General features: G+C 55.5%; 8 protein-coding genes and 1 pseudogene. 7 read left to right on the top strand and 2 right to left on the bottom strand.

All coding sequences use genetic code 11. From position 1 onward, the window contains the following. Positions 1–420: 420 nt before the first annotated feature. The 4 genes from JNN07_26960 to JNN07_26945 all read left to right on the top strand — a co-directional run bounded on the left by JNN07_26960 (position 421) and on the right by JNN07_26945 (position 4,078). On the top strand, positions 421–1,161 hold the full coding sequence (locus JNN07_26960; GenBank protein ID MBL9171402.1) for a hypothetical protein: 741 nt from the start codon (positions 421–423) through the stop codon (positions 1,159–1,161). Between the two features lie 602 nt (positions 1,162–1,763). Next, positions 1,764–2,093, top strand: a complete 330-nt coding sequence (locus JNN07_26955; GenBank protein MBL9171401.1) for a hypothetical protein — start codon at positions 1,764–1,766, stop codon at positions 2,091–2,093. After that, the gene (gene tnpB / locus JNN07_26950; GenBank protein MBL9171400.1) at positions 2,087–2,443 is read left to right on the top strand and encodes an IS66 family insertion sequence element accessory protein TnpB; all 357 of its coding nucleotides are present in this window, start codon (positions 2,087–2,089) and stop codon (positions 2,441–2,443) included. The genes JNN07_26955 and tnpB overlap by 7 nt, the downstream gene beginning before the upstream one ends. A gap of 78 nt (positions 2,444–2,521) precedes the next feature. Further along, a complete protein-coding gene (locus JNN07_26945) occupies positions 2,522–4,078 on the top strand; it encodes an IS66 family transposase (GenBank protein MBL9171399.1) in 1,557 nt (518 codons plus the stop codon). Positions 4,079–4,321: 243 nt separating this feature from the next. Here the strand turns inward: JNN07_26945 and JNN07_26940 are convergent, their stop codons facing one another. Together JNN07_26940 and JNN07_26935 are read right to left on the bottom strand one after the other, a co-directional pair. Further along, positions 4,322–6,736, bottom strand: a complete 2,415-nt coding sequence (locus JNN07_26940; protein ID MBL9171398.1) for a hypothetical protein — start codon at positions 6,734–6,736, stop codon at positions 4,322–4,324. A gap of 181 nt (positions 6,737–6,917) precedes the next feature. Beyond that, complete coding sequence (locus tag JNN07_26935; protein MBL9171397.1) at positions 6,918–10,820, bottom strand: RHS repeat-associated core domain-containing protein; 3,903 nt, start codon at positions 10,818–10,820, stop codon at positions 6,918–6,920. Positions 10,821–12,722: 1,902 nt separating this feature from the next. On the opposite strand from JNN07_26935, the pseudogene JNN07_26930 reads away from it, so the two are divergent. The 3 genes and pseudogenes from JNN07_26930 to JNN07_26920 all read left to right on the top strand — a co-directional run bounded on the left by JNN07_26930 (position 12,723) and on the right by JNN07_26920 (position 19,310). Then, a pseudogene (locus JNN07_26930) lies at positions 12,723–13,682 on the top strand (hypothetical protein). 1,064 nt (positions 13,683–14,746) lie between these two features. Continuing rightward, positions 14,747–15,400, top strand: coding sequence for a hypothetical protein (locus JNN07_26925; GenBank protein ID MBL9171396.1), 654 nt, complete (start codon positions 14,747–14,749; stop codon positions 15,398–15,400). 571 nt (positions 15,401–15,971) lie between these two features. Beyond that, the gene (locus JNN07_26920; protein MBL9171395.1) at positions 15,972–19,310 is read left to right on the top strand and encodes a hypothetical protein; all 3,339 of its coding nucleotides are present in this window, start codon (positions 15,972–15,974) and stop codon (positions 19,308–19,310) included. Positions 19,311–19,419 lie beyond the last annotated feature (109 nt).

The following is a 19,419-nucleotide window of genomic DNA, read 5'->3' as shown; positions in this document are numbered from 1 at the left end:
CACGGTCGTGACTCTGAGCACCGCACCTCCTAAAGCCCAATCCATGCAGTAGGGCGGCATGCGGTTGCGTAGTAGGTTTTTGCGAAAACCGAGGCGTGAGGAGCGAGCGTATTGAGCGAAATACGTAAGCGACGAACAACGAAGGATTTCGCAAAAAGATCAAGCAAACGCGTGCTGAACGACTGCATGGATTGGGCTAAAGGAGGAACTCCATACGCCGAGAGCCTCGCTCCCACGTACGTAGTTCCGCTTTCAAGCGGAGGCGGCACCGTCGTGACTTTGGGCATCCCACCTCCTGAAGGAGGAACTCCATACGCAGGATGGGGCCCCTCCCGTGTAGGTAGTTCCGCTTTCGACCCAATCCATCCGGTAGGAATTTGCTTTCTGACCGCTCGGTGGTTCCGCTAATAAATCGACCGCTTGCTCGCCTATCACAAAGCTTTGACCCCCGACTCCCTTTCCGGTTCAGAGCTGGATCGGTACCTGGCTCTGGGGTGGTACCGGATAAACCAGACCATTTTTACGGCCACCCACATGATCGCTGACAACGCTCAGGGGGTGCATCGACTCCACTGGTTGCGCTTTCCCCTCCTGGAATTGCGAGATGGAGGCTCACATAGAAGGATCAGAAAACGAACCCGATCTTTCAAAGTCAGCATCGAAAACTTCGTGAGCATCCGCCTGGATCATGAGGAACTCTACAGCCGCTACTGGGATTCGATTGATTTCTTCGGGCCCCCAAGCATTGAGGATTGCCTGTGGAATGAAAAGTCCGGCCGCCGGAACCTGTTCGGGACGCAATGCATTTCAATTTTTGATGAGGATAAGCTGATTGCAGGGGGTTACTTCGACCTGGGAGAGCGTTCCGCAGCGTCCATCCTTCATTTCTTCGATCCTGCTTACAAGCGGTACAGTCTGGGCAAATATTTGATCCTGCTGACCGTGGACCACTTGAAGCTCCGCGGTTATGAATTCTACTACCCTGGCTATGTCGCCGCGGGTTATCCTAAATTGGACTATAAGCTGTTCCTGGGAAAAGGAGCCGCTCAATATTTTGACCTCGAAACCAAGACTTGGATGCACTTTCAGGACCGCATTCTCAAACCGGAAGAATATTCTGAAAGCGAGCGGTGCAAAGTGATCCTGGCCCTCTTGGGTTGAGGGAGAGCCAACGCGTCTGGGACGGCCTTTGACGGGGGATCCACTCATCGAGACGACGATGCCAGGCAAGCAGAGTTTCTGGGCTAACGATGCTGGCGAACCGCAGAAGTCCCTTCCGGCCCACGGCCTCGCCTTTAACGGCTAACCTTCGGCGCTACCCACAATAACAATCGATTCGGTGCGTTTTCAGGTGAGAGTGAAAGCTTCGCATGGGCTCTGGAGGCAACGCAGGAGGTGTGCTGCCAGTTGAATTTGGACTGCAGAGGTGAGACGCACTAGCCGCGCCTTCTTCCCTTGCACCTTCAAATGCATAAAGCGCTGAGACGTAACGCCAATTTCTGTTTGCGGGTTTGAGGTTAAACTCGCGAATGAATCGCTGCGCTTGCAGGTCAGGCAAGTCTGGTTGGGATAACGAAGCGAGGTCAATCGAATCGAGCAGCGCTCCGACCGAGTCGAATGCTTGGGTCGCAGTCGGCACGTGTTGTTTGCCAGAAGTGGCCGATGGGGTCTGTTGGAATGGATTCGAGCTTGGCGGCCCCTTGTAAGCGGTGATTTGTCGACCCCCTGGCGGATAGCGGCGCGAGCTGGTATGGAGGCGTCGCATGAAATCACCTCAAAGTTCCGTCCGTCTTCGGCGCCGGGCAGCCAAGGCTGCTCGCAGGGCTCGCCTACTGGCTAAGTTCGATTCCAGCGGTTTATCCGCAGCCGCCTTCGTCCGCAAGCATGGGCTCAATTACACCACCTTCGCGGCCTGGCGACATCGATCGGCCCAGAGGAAACAGCCTATCGCCTTCGCGCAGGTTGAGCTCGCCCCCAGTGAACCGACCTCCCTCACTGTGGAAGTCGGCGCTCTCGCTCGAGTGCGTCTCACCTCGGTAGACCAAATTGAACTGGCAGCCCGCCTCCTGCGTTGCCTCCAGAGCCCATGCTAAGCTTTCACTCTCACCTGAAAGTGTTCCTGGCCACCGCACCGTGCGACTTGCGCGCCAGTTTTACCGGTCTGTGGGCCGCAGCTCAGCAACAGCTGGGAGAGGATCCGAAGAGTGGCGCTCTCTTTGTCTTTGGCAACCGCCGTCGGAATAGGATCAAGATTCTGTATTTCGACGGAACTGGTGTGTGCATCCTAATGAAGCGTCTCGAGGAAGGAACTTACCGCTGGCCCCAGAGTGCTACCGAATCGGGGAGTAAACTTCAGCTCGCCCCGCAAGCGCTCCAACTCTTACTCGACGGCGTGGAACTCAAGGATGCGGGCCGTCGTGCTTGGTACGAGGGCGCGAAGTGAGAGCACTCTGCACGAGCGCACAAATTATTCACAAAGTTTGAACGAGTTTTCATCGGCGTCGTCAGACCATCGACTCCGATGAACTTCGCCTCACTGCAACATCAAATGACTCAGCTGCAGCAGCAGCTGAATGAGTTGCAGCAAGCCTCCTCGCAGACGATCGCGCAACTGCAAGAGGCACTCAAAGAGTCCAGATTGGAGATCTCGCTGCTACGACAAAAGCTCGATGCCCTGGCACGTCGCTACTTTGGCAAAAAGAGCGAACAGTTGAGCAGCGCCCAGTTGGAACTGCTCTTAAGTGGCTTGGATAAAACCGAGGTGTCGGTTCCCGTGCCTGCCAAGCCAGCGACTCCATCCCCTCGGCGCAGCGAGCGTAACAGTTCCACTCGGGTTCGTACGCCGGACAACTTGGAAGTAGTGAAGAACGTCATCGAGCCTAAGGACGTGCAAGCCGAACCCGAGAAATGGAAAGAGATCGGCCAGGAGGTTAGCCGTCAACTCGACTACCAACCTGGCAAGTTCTTTTGGCTGGAGATCGTTCGGCCCAAGTATGTGCGAGTGGCCGACCGAGCAATGCCGCCGGTGGTGGCACCAGCTCCAGAACGTGCCAGCGGGATGGCGGCTCCCGGACTCCTGGCCTATCTCTTGGTGAGCAAGTTTTCGGATCATCTGCCGTTCTACCGTCAGCAATCGATTTTCTGGGAACGACATGGGGTCTTCATCGCTCGTCAGCAGATGGTGTTGTGGATGAAGCAAGGATCAACACTCCTGGAAGCCATCGTCAGGTGTATCAAAGCCGACTTCCAAGTCAGTCCTTACGTGCAGCTGGATGAGACGCCAATCAAATATCTGGATCCCGGAAATGGTGAATGTAGCCAAGGTTATCTGTGGACGGGGCATGTCCCCGGAAGATGTGTGATTTTCGAGTGGCATGCGAGCCGGGCAGCCAAGTGCTTGGACTCCCTGCTAGGGCCTGACTTCAAGGGGAAGATCCAGTGCGACGGTTACGGTGCGTATCCAGCGTTCGTCAAAAGCAGGTCGGGGACCGACCTCTTTGGCTGTTGGGCTCACGCGAGGAGGGGCTTCTTTGAAGCTCAGAAGCAAGCGCCCCGACAAGTCGGATGGATCCTCAATCAGATGGGCTGGCTATACCAATGGGAAGCCGAGCTCCGCGAGAACCGTGCCGGAGCGGTGATGCGCGAAGTCAAACGAGCATCCTGCCACCGGCTGGTAGTCGACCGGCTCCATCGCGCCCTGATTCGATTGCAGCCCCGGTATCTGCCCAAGAGCAAGATGGGGGAAGCCATTCGATATGCGTTGAACCAGTGGCCTGCGCTGGGTCGGATCATCGACCACGGGGAGGTCGAGTGGACAAACAACCTCATCGAGAACAAAATCAGGCCGACAGCAATCGGAAAAAGGAACTGGATGTTCTTCGGATCCGAAGAGGCGGGCCAGCGCAATGCGGTGATCTACACTCTAATCGCTAACTGCCGAATCCACGCTATCGAGCCGTATGAATACCTGAAGGACGTGCTCACTCGGCTTCCATCGACCACGAATCATACCGTAGGCGAACTGACGCCGATCAAGTGGAAAGAGGCTCGCGCGATAAACGTCAGCCGAGCGGCGTAGACCTGCTGCAATGCGGAGAGAACCAAGAAGCCTAACCCAAATCTGCTGACCCGCCAGGGGGTCGTCACATCACCGCTTACGGCCCCTTCCCGCAGGAGACCATTGCACTACAGACGAAAACAGACCTTGAGTTTATTCCAAAGGGAACGAGTCAGGCTGATGGATACCTGCCCGCCGGGCACGGCAGAGTTATTGTTGGAGCGGTTCGATTGAAGCATTCTCCTAAAATGAAATCTGATGAGCCTACGGCTCGTGCAATCTGGCGCGGTAAAATCGCACTGGTTCCCCAGTCGGCATGGCGCTAGTTCCCGTGAAGATTCCATTGGTCAACCAGACGTCAACCGAATCGAGCCAAGTCTCAAGATTGGTAGAATACTGGACGGTGATAAGGTCGTTGGTGGTGCCTTGAAGTTGAAATTGAAAATTGCCGCCAACCACGTTCGCGGCAACAAATTGGGGACGTTGACGGATCAATTTGACGGGCACATATCCGAAATGCCCATCCTCGTCATTCGCCCACAATTCTAAATCACCCGCAGCCCCGGCGAATCCAATCTCACCAGTCCACAATCCGGCGGAGAAAGGTCCCGTGCTTGTTGGGAAAATGGTATGGTGGCTGGGGGCATTCGTCCCGCTGAGCGTGATGTCGTCCCAATAGGCCTCGGTGCTCTGCACATTAAACAGATAGATATCCGTAACCTTACTGACGCTGTTTGTATAAAACGGGAAGTGTAGGTAGGCCATCTGATCATTCACGGCGAAAGAGGTCGTCTTGTTGGTCCAGTCGTAAAAAATCGAAACCTTGTTCCATTCGGACTTCTGGTAGGGCTTCAGGTATTCATTGGTCCTTTCAAACATTCCCAGATTTCCGAGATTTCCCAGGGTGAAAAAGGAAACGATGTTATTGCTGTCCGCCAGATAGACACTCCCTCCAGCTTGGTTGGTGGCGGTGCCCAAGACAAAGAAATCCATGCGAGGTATTGGCGTGGGCGACACTGCCTGGCGGAGTCCCCGGCTGGCGTCATTGTTGAAGCCGCCGATCAACACCAGGCTGTTCGTGCCTTGCGCGGCGATTGAATTGGTAATCCGGCGAGCGGCATAACTCAGCGCGCCCGGCACCCAGCCATCCAACACACCCTCTTCAAAATCCTCGGCAAATGCTGCAGGTGGCCGCACAACCGCCCGTAGTGAAACGGTGCCATTGAAGTCATACGCTGGATTACCGCTCGCATCACGGGCCGTGATGGTTGCAAGGAATGGCTGGCCGATTGTCTGGACTGGATCCGCCAAACTCAGATCAAAGTAGCGAACCTGCCCCGGCAACCCATCATCATTAAGGATATTGATCACGGCCTGAGTGCGGACAAGAGCCCCCGAACTTGCACCGGTCAATCGCAGGAACAAATACTCATTCGGCTCAATGACACGATCGCCCAGCACCGCAATGGGGATTGGCTTCGTCCTCTCGCCCGGGGCAAAGATGAGGGAACTGATCGCGGCCGTGTAGTCATTTCCCGCTTGGGCGGATCCTGTCAGCGTAGCATAATTCACGGTCGTCTGCACCACGGGTGGAGGATTAATTGTCACCGTCAGTGAAATTGAGGTTTGCCCGACGTTTCCCTCAACGACGTTGAGTTCGGATTCCACCAGTGAAATGCCGGGCAGAGGCTCGAGAACAACCTCATCCAGAAAAATCGCGTCTTCAACTCCCGTGCCGAACGTTGTGTCATTGACGCCCTTGGCAAACACCCATGTCAGCACGTTCGTGCCTGGCGGCAAATACCAGAAGAATTTTTGACCCGCATTGAACGGGGAGGATTCTCTCATTTTCCGGGTGCTGTTGATAAAAAAGTCCCAATAGTCAGAACCGGAGGTGGACCAAAGCACCCAGAAGGACAATTGGACGGGAGCGGTGTTGGTTACGATCGCTTGCAGCCAGGTTTGCTGGTTATGTCCGATCGCTCCGGAGCGCGCGGCGTCCGCTTGATCATGGGTCGTCGTGGATTGTCCAAACCAGCCTGCGTCGCCTCCGGTGATCCAGGTGACCTGTGGTGCATCGGTGGCTTCGCCCAAGGGGATCCCGAACACGGCCTGTAGTGACTTGGTGGCGTTCATCGTCAGGGTCAACGGATTCGCAGTGCCGTTGGTGCTGCCGAACCAGCCAATGAAACTTTGGCCGACATCAGGAACGGCTGTGAGCGTGACTTGCTCGCCGAGCGTATAACGCGGGCGCAGTGGGGAAGCGACGACTGAGCCACGCCTCGCCGCTAGGTGCAGCCGAGGGGAAAGCGATGCCGGATTGTTGGGCGAGGTGCCTTCCTCAAATTCCTCCAAGTTGGTAACCCCGTCATTGTCGAAATCCTGCCAGCCAGCTTGGGCCAAATTGCCGAAATGGTTCGACTCCCAATCGTCACCCAGCGCGTCTCTGTCCGTGTCAAAATAGACATTAATGACCGCGCTAGTCACTGCACCACCGCTCCCGGTAAGGATGGTCCGATAGCTCCCCAGTTGCGTTGCTTGAACTCCGGACAGGGTCAACGTGCTGTTGGTTTGATTGGCCAGCGGGTTCCCGTTGAACAGCCATTGATAAGTGAGCGAGCCAGTAAGCCCGCCAGCCACGATGCTCAGTATCGTTTGGCTGTTGGATACCACGTTCACGACGCGCTTTTGGGAATCCACGAAGGGGGAAACTAGAGCGCTTGTTTGTCGGCGCAACACTTGATTTCCCGATGAGTCGAACACGAAATTATTCGCCGCTAAGCCCTCAGATGAGAGGAAACTCATTCCTGCAACCAGTGACGAAACCAAACGATTCAACAACATGTTTAAGCGGGGTGTTTTAGAATGGAATAAATAATGGCCCGCCTGCTGGTGGAGCTGTCAATGGACCAGGACGCAAACCGGGAGATCCGATGTGATTTCCATTTGGAGAAGTGGGATTCCAAAAAGGGCCATCTAAAATGTCCTGAAGGGGTGATCTGTAAAGTGGATTTTTGCAATTACTAGTGCCAGTCCCATCAGATGTGCCACTTGAGGCAAGCGACCCCGACGATCCCGGAGGTTGCGTGTAGGGAGACTGCGGTTGACCGGCTTCGATGAAGTAAGAAGCAGTTGAAGCGGTCGCGTAAAACAATCCAGTGCCGACTATCGCCACGCCGGCGCCAATTGTTGCTGCTGGAATAATAATCGGCGATACCATGACAATCAGCGGCACCACACCAACCCCAGAAATCGCACCAGCGATTATTGTTGGCACAGCATAGCGAACAATTCCCAATATCGCCCCGTCTCTAGCTACTTCGTACATGGAAATGCTAGCATTGGGTCCATCAATTATCGGCAGAGGAGATAAGGTCTCTATGATCCATGTGTCGACTGGGTTACTTCGTTCGCCCGCCAAGCCAGTGCGATCAGTCAATTTGATTGGATTGTTTCTGACATAGGAATAGAGATTTTGCCCTTCTGTTTCTTGGAGAGGATCTCGGCTATTCCACCGAGCCGTCGTGGGGTCATAGACCCGGAGAGGCGCCAACACTTGGCCGGAACCACCGTCCGAAAAATGCGACGTGAATCCTCTTTTTCCCGAAAAGATGCCCACGGTTTCAACCTTAGCGCCGAAGGGATCATACCGGTAGGTACCTAGCATCGACCCCGTGGGGTCGGAAATTCCCACTCTTGATTGCAGATGGTCCGCAACCTCATAGAAATTACCTTCTAACGTTTGCTCCCCTTGGGAAAAATAATGGCGGAAACTTAAATCCCCGGTAGGTCGTTCTTCGCATAACTCCAAACCGCACCACAAAAGATCTTTTCCACTGATCTGGGTCATCCCGGCGAATTCAGCAATTCGCACCCTACGGCCCAACCCGTCAAAGGCAAATTCCGTTCGATTGGTTCCCCGTTGGATAGCGGTCAAGCGATGTTCCGCATCCCACTCGAACGCCGAGTCGACCGAGTTGGTCTCGGCGGAAGTCATCAGTTCGTTAAGTGCGTTATACTGAAACTCGCGCCGAGTCTCACCCCGTTCCTCAAATAGCCGGTTGCCGGCCGGGTCATAGCCCCATCCCCATTTCTCGACAGTATTCCCGTCTCGAGTGACATTCACGCTGCTGAGTTGGTCCGCCGCGTCGTAACCGATAGTCCAGACGCGCGGGACTTCGTTCAAAAGTTGCTGCTGCCACGTCGCGATATTTCCTGCGGGTTCGTACGTGTAATCGAAGCGCGCCAAGGTTTGTCCGTTCGGTTGAAAATGGTGGATCTTTTGCAACCGCCGGTCGCCCAGATTATTGAAGTAACGATACTCCGACCTCTGCCCATTCGGGTAGAGCACGTCGAGGGGCCTCGCGGTAGCACCCTCATAAGTGTAAGCAAAGGACCCGAGAACGTTCACTACGTTGGTGACGCGCCCTGCGGTGTCGTAAGCAACCGTTTGCGGCAGGCCATCAATGGCGCGGGTCAACACCCGGCCTAAAATGTCGTAGGCATAGGTGACCGTATCATTCTCCCACGGGCCGTCCACCGCTGCCGTTTGCAGTGCACCCACCGCGCCGGATGGATGGTAATCGTAGGTCGTTAGGCCAATGCCATCCTCCATGGTTTTGACCCGCTTATAGGCCGGATCATAAGTGAACAGGACGGCGGCGGTGGCGATCTGGGCGTTGGGATAGGATTTGCGACGCAGCGTGTTGTCCACGTTGTATTCGAACATCTTGAACTGGCCCTTCTCATCGCAAATGGATTTCAGCCGGCTGGTTGAGGACTCATACGTGTACTGAATCTTTGATCCGTCGACGTATTCTTTTGCAGTGACGCGGCCCTGAACATCATAGTGCCACCGGGTCATCCTCCCCATGGCATCGGTCAATGCCGTGAGCGAGCCACAATCGCAATAATCAAAGCGGTTTGTCCTGAGTGCCGGATCAACACTTTGCACCAACTGACGAATGGCGTTGTACTCAAAACGGCTCTCGCGACCCTGCCGGTCGCGGCTCAAAACCCGATCCAAACGATCAAACGTGAACGCCGCAAACGTGCCATCCGGGTAGGTGACGTTGGTCACACGATTGAACAGATCATAGCCGTAGGTCAACAGGTACCCATCTACATCCGTTGCCGTGCGCACTCGGCCGAAGGTATCGTAGGCCAGCCGGATCGTATCATTCGTGCCCGGCAATGGCCCATCGATCGCCAGCAAGTAAGCGTTGGTGGCATACCGGAATGTCGTGATTTCGCCCCGCGGATTTTGGGTGGCCAAAAGTTGGCCGCGTGAGTTGAAGGTATTGGTCGTGGATTGTCCGGCGGCATCGCGAATCACGACAGGAAGATGATTGGTGCTGTAAATGACAGAGCTCAAAAGTTCGTTGGTATTGCCAACGCTCTGGCGAATCTCCAGCAAATCCACCAGGTTTGAGGCGTAGCGGAACGTCGTCTGGCGGCCCACGGGATCCGTGGAGTGCGTAATCCGTCCAAGCGCGTTGTAGCCGAACTGGTAAAGCTGCGTGGTTCCGTCATCCAAAACGCGGCCAACACGAGTCGGGCGGCTTGAATTACCCATGGACAATGTTCCGTAATAGGTAGCGGGTTGACCGGGATAGTTGAACCAGATGCGGCTCTCCAGTGGCCGCTTAAAACTCTCTATGATACCGACCGCGGATGTTAGATCCTGGCTGTGCAGCCAGTGATAAATCGTCGCCTTGGTGGCCACGTTGGGCCCTTCCGCGTACGCCTTCTTATCCCAATAGTAGGTGTTGCGGGCGTAGAGATAGTTGTTGGCGGCGTACATGCCTTTCGGAACAAGGGCAGGCAATTCGCCAACCGGCACGCCGAGAGCGGTGGACTGAGAATAAAGAATCTTTTCAGTTTCACCTTGTGGATCTGTTAAAAGCAACCAACGTTCTGCTGTCTTGCCGTTGTCACGGGAAAAAGTCCAGTTGCCGTATGGGGTGGTGAGGTTGCGGATGAATGCCGGATCCAACATGGCTCCAGCTGGGGCGTTATTGGTCGTCTCGTAGGTGAATTGGGAGTTTAAACCGATGACATCGGTAATGTTGGTCAAGCGTCCTTGCTCGTCGTAGGAGAAATGGGCGCTTCGTCCAAAGGGATCTTGCACTCGCGTTATGAGAAAAGGATGGGCCAGATTTGTGTAGCCCACCCTTGTGATCTGGCCAATCGCATCAGTGATGGCAACCACGCGGTCACTGGGATCATAGGTGATCGCAAGCTTGTTGCCGGTCGGATCAAAAAGTTCAGTAAGGAAAAGCCGGCTGGCCGGGCCTGTTGTAGGCGAGACGCTGGCTGCAAGCAGCCTCGGTCCCGTTGTCGTATGTCTGGGGTCTGTCTCTTCGCCCGCCTCTCTGGCAAATACTTTTCGCGTCCCATCGGGATAATCGAGTTCGACTCGTTGCTTGCTGATTTGGCGCAAGACGGTTTGGGTCTTTGGTTCGGGCCCGTGAGTGAACGGGCTATTGGGCAAGGCTTTGGAATAGATAAGGACTCCGCCTTCTTCTGTATGGTATTCCACCGAGCCCCCATCAAAGTTTCCATATAGGTAGCCCAGCCAATTGAAGGACCACCGCGGTCCCAAGTTGCTGAAATTGAAGATCGATGGCTGCCCCGATTCACGTTGATTGTAGGTGGCGAGAAATTGCACGGCAGGGCCGACGGGCGGTTGATAGCCCAATGGCACATCGCGAAGATTGAGGCTGACTGCAAGCAAATGGCCCGATGGGGAGGCCATTCCCATAGGTGACGCACTCGTTCCAGAAGTGCCGCAGCCTCCACCGTCGCGCAGGTCGCCTCCCGTAGTGGCACCACCGTCAATGCCACCGGTTATTCCCTTTCCCCAAATGGACGATCCCTCTGCCGATTGGACCTCGCGCCATCCGGTATGCAAGGGTCCGGACGGAATAAGAAAGTAGCCGCTGCCCTCCTCCTCCAGGGCTTCCGTGGTCAGTCGGACATCAGTCCGGAATGTTGGGTCCTGCACTACATAAGTGGAACCTTCCCGCCGAATAATGGCCGCGTAGTGACCCGCCTTCCAATGAATCACGGCGGGAACCACAAGAGGTGCCCCGGGTGACTTAAAAGCGATCTGGTAACGAAGCTTTAGCTCGGCCGAGAGGGTGCGTAGTTGGGTCAGGGAAAATCCGTTCGTGGTGGAACGTGATTCCATGATCGTTTGCCCCCCTGCAAGATTCGGATCTTGCGAAGCCAGAATTCGGTCGAGGGCTAGGGGACCGCAGCGAAAAGAAATGCCGGGTTCATTCTGCATCGATGTCAGCCCTTCGCGCGCCGCCACAATTTTTTCTCGGGCACTGCTGAGAATCGATCGGCTTTCCAGTTCAGGGAGCAAAGTTTCCAACCGCTTCATGCGCCCTAACTTCGCTGAGAGCAGCGCCAGCTCTGCCCCGGCGCGATCAGCCACAGATCGGCCAGTCGAGTCGATTTGACCTTTGGATAGTTCCCACGCCTGTTCCCACGCCACCAAAGCCCGGGAATAACGTCCGGACCGGTAAAGCTCGAATCCAAGATTGCACAAAAGTGAAGGGTTCCATTTCGAGCGGGGATGCCTTTCAATGTAGCCTAGCAGCCCGGAAACACGATTGGTCACAGCCTGAGATTTCCACCCACCCAATAACAGGCTCAGCTCTAAGTCTTCCCCAGCTCCGACACCGACTCCCACAGGGACCAATGGCTCCTCGCACGATCGGAAATCCGTTATCTGATTGTAGCTTGGGGGCTGAACCAGCGTAGCCGCGACAGCACCAATCGAGAAGGCCACAACAGCAAAGAGACTGATACGGAATTGTCTCTTGAAAGGTGCGTGACTTAGGGACATTTCCTTCAGCGCTGAGTTCATTGCAGGTTGGAGATTTTTGCTAGGATGACCGACATAGGGAGTAGTCCAGCCAATTTGCTAAGGAACTTACCCGCAATGTAATGCCGGGTAATTTCAGTATGCATTCAATCTGGCTTTAACCGCTTCTGCAAGTGAAATCCGGCGATGCAGGGATCCTTCGGGAACTCCTCTTTTCTCCAGTCCCTGGTGGTTTCTTTCTTGGTGATACTGTTTAGCGAAGCGAGACGTTGCTTCTCGCAAGGACTATTCTCGAAACATGATCATGTTGTCCAAACATGACTCGTGGATGTTACGAACATACTTCCTCGTCGCCCGTGACAGCTCCATCGATGGAGGGACAGTGGTTTCCTCTTCCTCCACAGCGCCTCATGGTCCTCGAGCACGCGCAAGACTTGAAGAGCGGACACTTTCACATGTTTGGCCGCTGGGGGGGGTGAAGGAGCCTACTTCCCTTCTAGGTCGAAATGGGGCTTCGCCAAGGTGGGCGTGCCCCCGGTCCACCGGGTCAGCCAGCTCTGGAACTCCCAGTTCCAGTAAATCGAGTTCTGGGGGGGCAACTGGCGCGCTGCTCCCGTGGCGAGATCGAGTGCAAACAACTCATCCGCAAGCAACTTCTCCCTTCTGAGGTAAACTCCTCGGTGATCGCTCCTTCGCGTCTGTTGACCTTATGGGATTCGCTGAGCGTCGGTGAAGCGCTTGGTTTTGGTCACCCTGATGAGATATTTTCGCTGCCATTTTCTGCATGGGCAAGCAATGATCCGGGAACTAATCGCCGCCAAACCAGCTATGAAGAGATTCCTGATCCTCGTCGTTTCCACCTTATCGCTCCTGCAGTTCGACGCCGGTGCGCAGTCGAAAAAGCTAAAGGTCTTCATCCTCGCCGGCCAGTCCAACATGGAGGGACATGCAGCAGTCAGCACGTTTGACTATATCGGCAAGGATCCGCTGACCGCGCCCCTTCTCAAGGAGATGCGCAATCCCGATGGAACCCCACGGGTATGTGACAGAGTCTGGATGTCCTATTTGACCGGGCCTTACGATGGCAGCGCAAATGGCGAGGGGCTGGGAAAATTGACCGCCGGCTTTGGCGAACGTGGCGATCAACCCACCAAGGATGGCGGCAAGATCGGTCCTGAGTTCACCTTCGGAATGTATATGGAGAAGGAGCTGAAGGAGCCCATTCTGATTATCAAGACCGCCTGGGGCGGCAGATCACTCAACACCGAATTCCGTCCGCCCAGTGCCGGGCCATACAAACTGCCCAAACAGATTCAGGAGGAGTGGGATAAGCATCCCCAGGGCGCCCACGGGATTCCCAAAGCCGAGGACCGGAAGGAGTGGCAGGAGAAAAAGGACGCCGCCTCGGGGGTGTTTTACCGAATGATGATCGACCATGTGAGAAAGGTACTGGCCGATCCCAAGCGGGTCTGCCCCGCCTACGATCCCACGGAGGGATACGAACTGGCCGGTTTTGTCTGGCTTCAGGGTTTTAACGACCTGGTCGATGGAACCACCTATCCCGGTCCCGACAAACCTGGCCGATTCGATGTGTATTCAGACCTGCTGGCCAAGTTCATTCGCGATGTTCGCAAAGACTTATCAGCCCCCAAGATGCCATTCGTGATCGGCGTGCTGGGAGTCGGCGGTGAGAGCGACAATCTGATTTTCCGCAAGGCCATGGCCGCACCGGCCGACATGCCTGAGTTCAAGGGTAATGTCGTTGCCGTTGAGACCGCTCCCTTCTGGGATCATGCCATCGCCGCCGCAGAACCCAAGCAGGACGAGTATAACAAGATCGTCGGCACGGCTCACCGATTGAAGAAAGACGGATCCTTCGACCGGGAATGGAAATGGGAGAATTACTGGAAACCGGTTGGCAAACCTCTGCCAGACGAACGCAACTGGCGTTTCGCTACGGTGGATGCCACCGAAAAGAAGGACACGTTGGAGAAATACACCGAAAGACGATTCCGTGACATCACGCTGCCGGCCGGGATGGAGAAATGGTACATGCCCGACTTCGATGACAGCAAATGGTCCGAGGGCAAGGCTCCCATCGGAAAGGGCATCTGGAAACACAGCGGAGTCACCTTGGACAAATTCCCCTCCACCTGGGGAGAAGGCGAATTCCTGCTGATGCGCACAACGTTTGAGGTGGAAGACCTCAACTTCGATTCGTATCGCATCGCGATTCTGGCCAGACAAGGGTTCCATGTCTATTTGAACGGACACAAGATCCACACCTACATCTGGTGGCAGGACTCTCCACGTTACGGTTCCATTGTCCTCAAACAACAACAGATCAAACATCTGAAGAAGGGGAAGAATGTGTTGGCGGCCTATGCCAATGACCAATATTCCGTGAAGTCTCCGGAGCGTTATGCGGCGATTGATCTGCGGATTGAGGGTATCACCCAAGCAGACCAGCAGAAGCTCGACCTCGCCTTAGAGGAAGTCCTTTCGCCCAAAGACAGGGAGGCTCTCAAAGGCGCTTCCAATGGCGGTTACCACTATTTTGGCAGTGCGAAGATCTTTGCCCAGATGGGCAAGGCATTTGCAGAGGCCTTGCTGCCTTTCCAGAAATAAGCCGAAGTGTCTCCACACCTCTCACAATACCTTCATTTCAACTGATTCGGTTCGTTCGAACTTTCGAACATTACGAGGACGTCTCCTCAAGCACTTGACGCTTTTCATGTCACACGCCGCTCTCGGTGCTTAATGAATAAGGTGTGAGGCTGTAAGCAGTCTAGCAACTGTTCCACAGACTGGATCCGGCCGGCACGCATCAGACACAAATCACGGAGATCGATATGAACACATCCATTCTTAATCACGTCGCGCTGGGTCGCAGCATCCGGCAGAACATCCTGGCCGTCCTGCTGCTGCTGGGGGTTGTCCATGTTCATGCGCAGAGAGTCGGGGGCATCGTCATCCAGCCGCCCCCCCTCCCGCCAACTCCCACGGTGACGGTTTCGAGGACCGACTATGCACAGACCACCCGCTGGAGTATACGCTGGTCGGGCGGGACCATTGAGACGGACAACAACCACCACCTGCGGGAAGTCTTCAGTACCATCACCGGGGCCGTCAACAGCACGGCCTTCCTCAACAACACCGGACCAGCTGCGACCGCGAACGCGGACATGCTTCTGTGGGGATACCTGCGCGCCACGTCGGAATCCCCGTTCCTGGACTATGAGGATCATCTCCGCGACACCCTGTTTCGGTTGTCCACCTGGACTCCCGGCATGCTTACGGATGCAACCGTGGACAACCCCGGTGCATTCGCCTTCGGGTTCGAGTGGGGATTTTTCGGACCGGCTGTCACTGAGACGCCGCCCTATGAACAGGGGGACATTTACCTCTTCAAGACGGACCGTGCACTGCCCAAGTATGGCGCAGTCGAGATCCGCAAATGGGGTGGAGCGGGGGATACCATCATCAACGTGGTGGTACGCAAGTAACGCGAGTGGGCGATGGGCCGGGAGCAGACAGCGAGTGAACGCGGCCCTGCGGACGGGATGATGCACGCGGAGGCGGGAGGTCGGGTGGGTTTTCACGAAACCATCCGCCGCCCGCCTCCGCCCGATTTTCAAACCCGCGCGCCAGCGGTGGGACGCAGGTGTTTGCAATGACTAATGACCCCTCCCGATTCGGTTCGTTCGAGTTTTCGGACAATACGGGAGGATTTCCCCCTTCCTTCGACAACTGCTCCCGGGTACGCCCCGGATCCATCGCCGCTAAAAGCGAGGATTGCATTGCAGCGAGAAATCCAGGATAGTCCATGCTCGTACTGGAATCATTCGGTCAAGTTTCAGAGGCGTTATGTTCAAGTCAGAATCTGTCGTTGAGGGGTTCGTGCGGTCTGTATCTTCCACCCTTTTTTGGGGTGTAAACGCAACGGGAGGTTGGAGGACTCCAAAGAAGAGCTTGGAGTTTCGACCTTCCGTGTCAGGACTCCGGACATCTCCACCGAGAAAGCCCACGAGAAGACACCCTCTCCTCGGCATAGTTCTTGGGCTCCTAGCGCGCGCGATGTGCGTAGGCGATACAGCGGCTGCGGATTGGACCTTGCATGAAGTGCCAGCCGAAGAAGATCAGGTGTCGGATCCTGATGGAAGTGCCTGGCGTTTTACAGCGGTGGCCATCTCTGCAGATGGGACGAAACTAGTCGCGGTAACGGGGGGCAATTTGAGTGGCGGCCCGATCTGCGTATCCACCAACTCCGCTCAAACTTGGAGGGTGACCAGCGCTCCACTTCTCTATTGGACTTCAGTAGCCAGTTCTGCGGATGGAGCCAAATTGGTAGCCAGCGGGGGCGATGCAAATAATGGCTCCGGAGGGATTTTTATTTCCGCTGATTCAGGAGGGACTTGGAAACGATCGGCTCCATTCACGGCTGCCTTGGCAAGTTCCGCGAACGGAACCCACCTGGTTGCCGTCAAATACCCGGAAAGCAGCGGACCCTATCCTTCGGGAATCTACCTTTCACACGATTCCGGTGCCAGCTGGCATGCGCCCGCTGATCCTGTAGCGAAGAATTATTGGAAGGCGGTCACTTCGTCCGCCGATGGCAAGCGATTGGCGGCCATCGGAACGGAGGACATCGGCGAACAGAGCTTTCGCATTTATACCTCGAGTGATTCTGGAACAAGCTGGACTAAATGCAATGTCGCTGCAGGAGGATTTACAGGCATCGCCTCCTCGGCAGATGGGCTGAGATTGGTGGCTATTGCCGCATTCCCCAGCCAACTCTACACGAGCACCGATGGAGGAGTTTCCTGGATACTGCAATCGGCCGCCCCGCAGGAGGAGTGGAATACCGTGGCTTCTTCCGCGGACGGGAAGCGACTCGTTGCCGGCGGATCAGCATTCCAAGGGCAACTGTACACTTCAACCGATGGTGGGTTGATATGGCTTTCGATCAACAACGCTCCGACCTTGGGTGGGCATCCGGTGGGATGGTTGGGTGTCGCAGCTTCTGCAGATGGCCGGTTTATGGTCGCTCTTCCGAGTCACATCACCGGCATCTACACGCTCAGCTCTCCGATCGTGGAAGTCGCGGCTTTAGAAGTGACACAGGTGATTCAAGATTGGAATCAAACCATCCCACTCATCACAGGGAAGGAAACGTACATGCGCGCCCATCTGCAACTGCCCAGGACCAACGCAGGTCCCGCAACAGTATCGGGAGCGAAACTGTACGGGAGTAGCTCAAGCGGTCCATTGCCAGGCTCACCTTTGACTCCCATCAACCGAGGAGGCTCGCTCACTGTAGTCAATGTAACGAATGCGGCCAGCCCTCCCATTCGTAGGCAGATGACCAATACCCTCAATTTTCGTTTGCCCCCTGAATGGTCCGTCGGGACCGTCCGGCTCCAGTTGGTTTGGACCAACGACGGCGGACTCCTCATACCAGTCAACGTCGTCCCTTCCGATTCCGCAGTCACCGTAAACTTCATCAACCCTCAAACGCCTCGGGTGAAGTTTTTCACCGTCAATTGGACGAACACCTCGGGCAACGTTCAGTCCGTCAATACGGCCACGCTCAAAGACCTAGCGCATCGACTGCGCTCTTGCTACCCCGTGGCAGAGGTGGACTGGACCCTCGGCGCACTGGACTGGCCAACCCGAGGGCGCCCCTCGACCGGCGACGTCAACACTAGGCTCGCGTTATTGCGAACCCTCGACGCGAGCGCGGATACCAACACGGCTCGACCTCTCGGCAATCGAGTGTACTACGGTGCGATGCTGCAAAATCGAATCTTGGGAGAAGCCGAAAGCATTCCGGGCTTCATTGCCTCAGGCTGCCTTCCGCCAAATCCATTTACCATAGGACGTCACACGCATACTCACGAAATTGGTCATTGCCTGGGGCGTAACCATGACGTGAGCCAATCGCTTTTTGGCACCGTGAGCGACACCACAGGAACCTACGCACGAGGTCGATGCGGGGAAGCGGGAGATCTGAATTTCGTTTATCCTTTGTTTGAGACTTTGAATGGCGCCCAAGTCCCAGCACTGGGGCCTCTTGCTCAAGGAGACAACGCGCTGATTTACGGCCTGGACACGCTGGCGCTCAAACAAGCCCCTGCGATCAACCCAGTATTGGACCCAACAAAATACTTTGACTTCATGGGGTACTGCAGCGTTGCTCCTCTTGATTTCTGGCCTTCATCGTTCACCTACACGAACCTGCTGAGCGCGGTTCATTCCACCTTCGGCCCTGTGACGATTCAACCCAGCGCGCTGGGGGTAGTTGAAGGACCGATTTTGCTGGTACGAGGCACTGTCGATTTCAGTACGGATACTGCGGAATTTCTCCCGTTCGTCACCGTCCGTCCACAAGTCCCACTGCCAGGTCCTTTGCCTGGCACTTCGTTTACTCTGCTGGCATTCGACAGTGCGCACAAAGTTCTTCAGACTGTGAACTTCTCCCTGCCAAAAAGCATTACGGAGTTTGATGATCCGTCTCAGAGAGCGCATTTCATTATTCCGATCCCTCACAGCGTCGCACTCCGCTCCGTCGAGCTCTGGCATGGCAACCATCTCATGGCCACAGGAACCTCAAGTGCGCACTCTCCCACGGTAGTATTGACCTCGCCCAAGGGAGGCGAATCGTTTAACCAAAGCCCTGTGAGCATTCGATGGATCGGAAACGACCCGGATGGCGATGCCTTGACCTACACCATTCAATACAGTGCCGACAACGGGTCAACTTGGCAGGCGCTGAACACGGATTCGGAAGCAGACAGCCTCCAGGTCGATAGCAAAACCCTCACCGCAACGACCAAAGGATTGATGCGTGTTTTGGTGAGTGACGGTTTCAATACGGGGATCGCGCAAACCGCCACTCCATTTACGATCAAGCCGCATCCCCCGGAACTGAGCGTGAGTAGTCCGCTAGAGGGCGCCATTTTTGAGAGCGACGAACAAGTCTTTCTGGAGGCAGAAGCGTACGACAGCAATGGTGGCTCATCGAAGGCAACCCACATTCATTGGGTTTCCAGTTTGGATGGACCGCTTGGAGAAGGGACTGTTCTTCATTTTCCTGCCACCAGATTAACCCAGGGCTACCACACGCTTTCCCTGACCGCGACCAACGACGCCGGGTTGAGCGCGAACACCTCTGTGAACATTGTCGTTCTTTCGCAACCGCAACCCGAGCTACGGATGTTTTTGGTCGACGGTCAGATTTACCTAGCTTGGCCAAATTCCTACGAAGATCTTTATGCGCTTGAGGGCAGCTCAGATCTGAGCGCGGGATGGGCAGTGATCACGACGGAAGCGATCGTAGCGAATGATCTTCAGTATGTGGGCATTGATCTGTCTTCAGGCATGAAGTTCTTTCGACTGAGGCTTCGACAGCGCTAAAGAGACGACTGACCCGATTCCAAAAGGCGGTTTGCAGATCTACTGGAAACGTCCAGCCAACTGCATTGGGCTGACCCGGGGTTTCGAAGCCGAGGGATTTGAGGAATCA

It is taken from the genome of Verrucomicrobiales bacterium (assembly GCA_016793885.1).
In the GTDB taxonomy this organism is placed as follows: Bacteria; Verrucomicrobiota; Verrucomicrobiia; order Limisphaerales; family UBA11320; genus UBA11320.
Note: the sequence above shows the minus strand (reverse complement) of the source record. Positions and strands in the feature narration are given on the sequence as shown.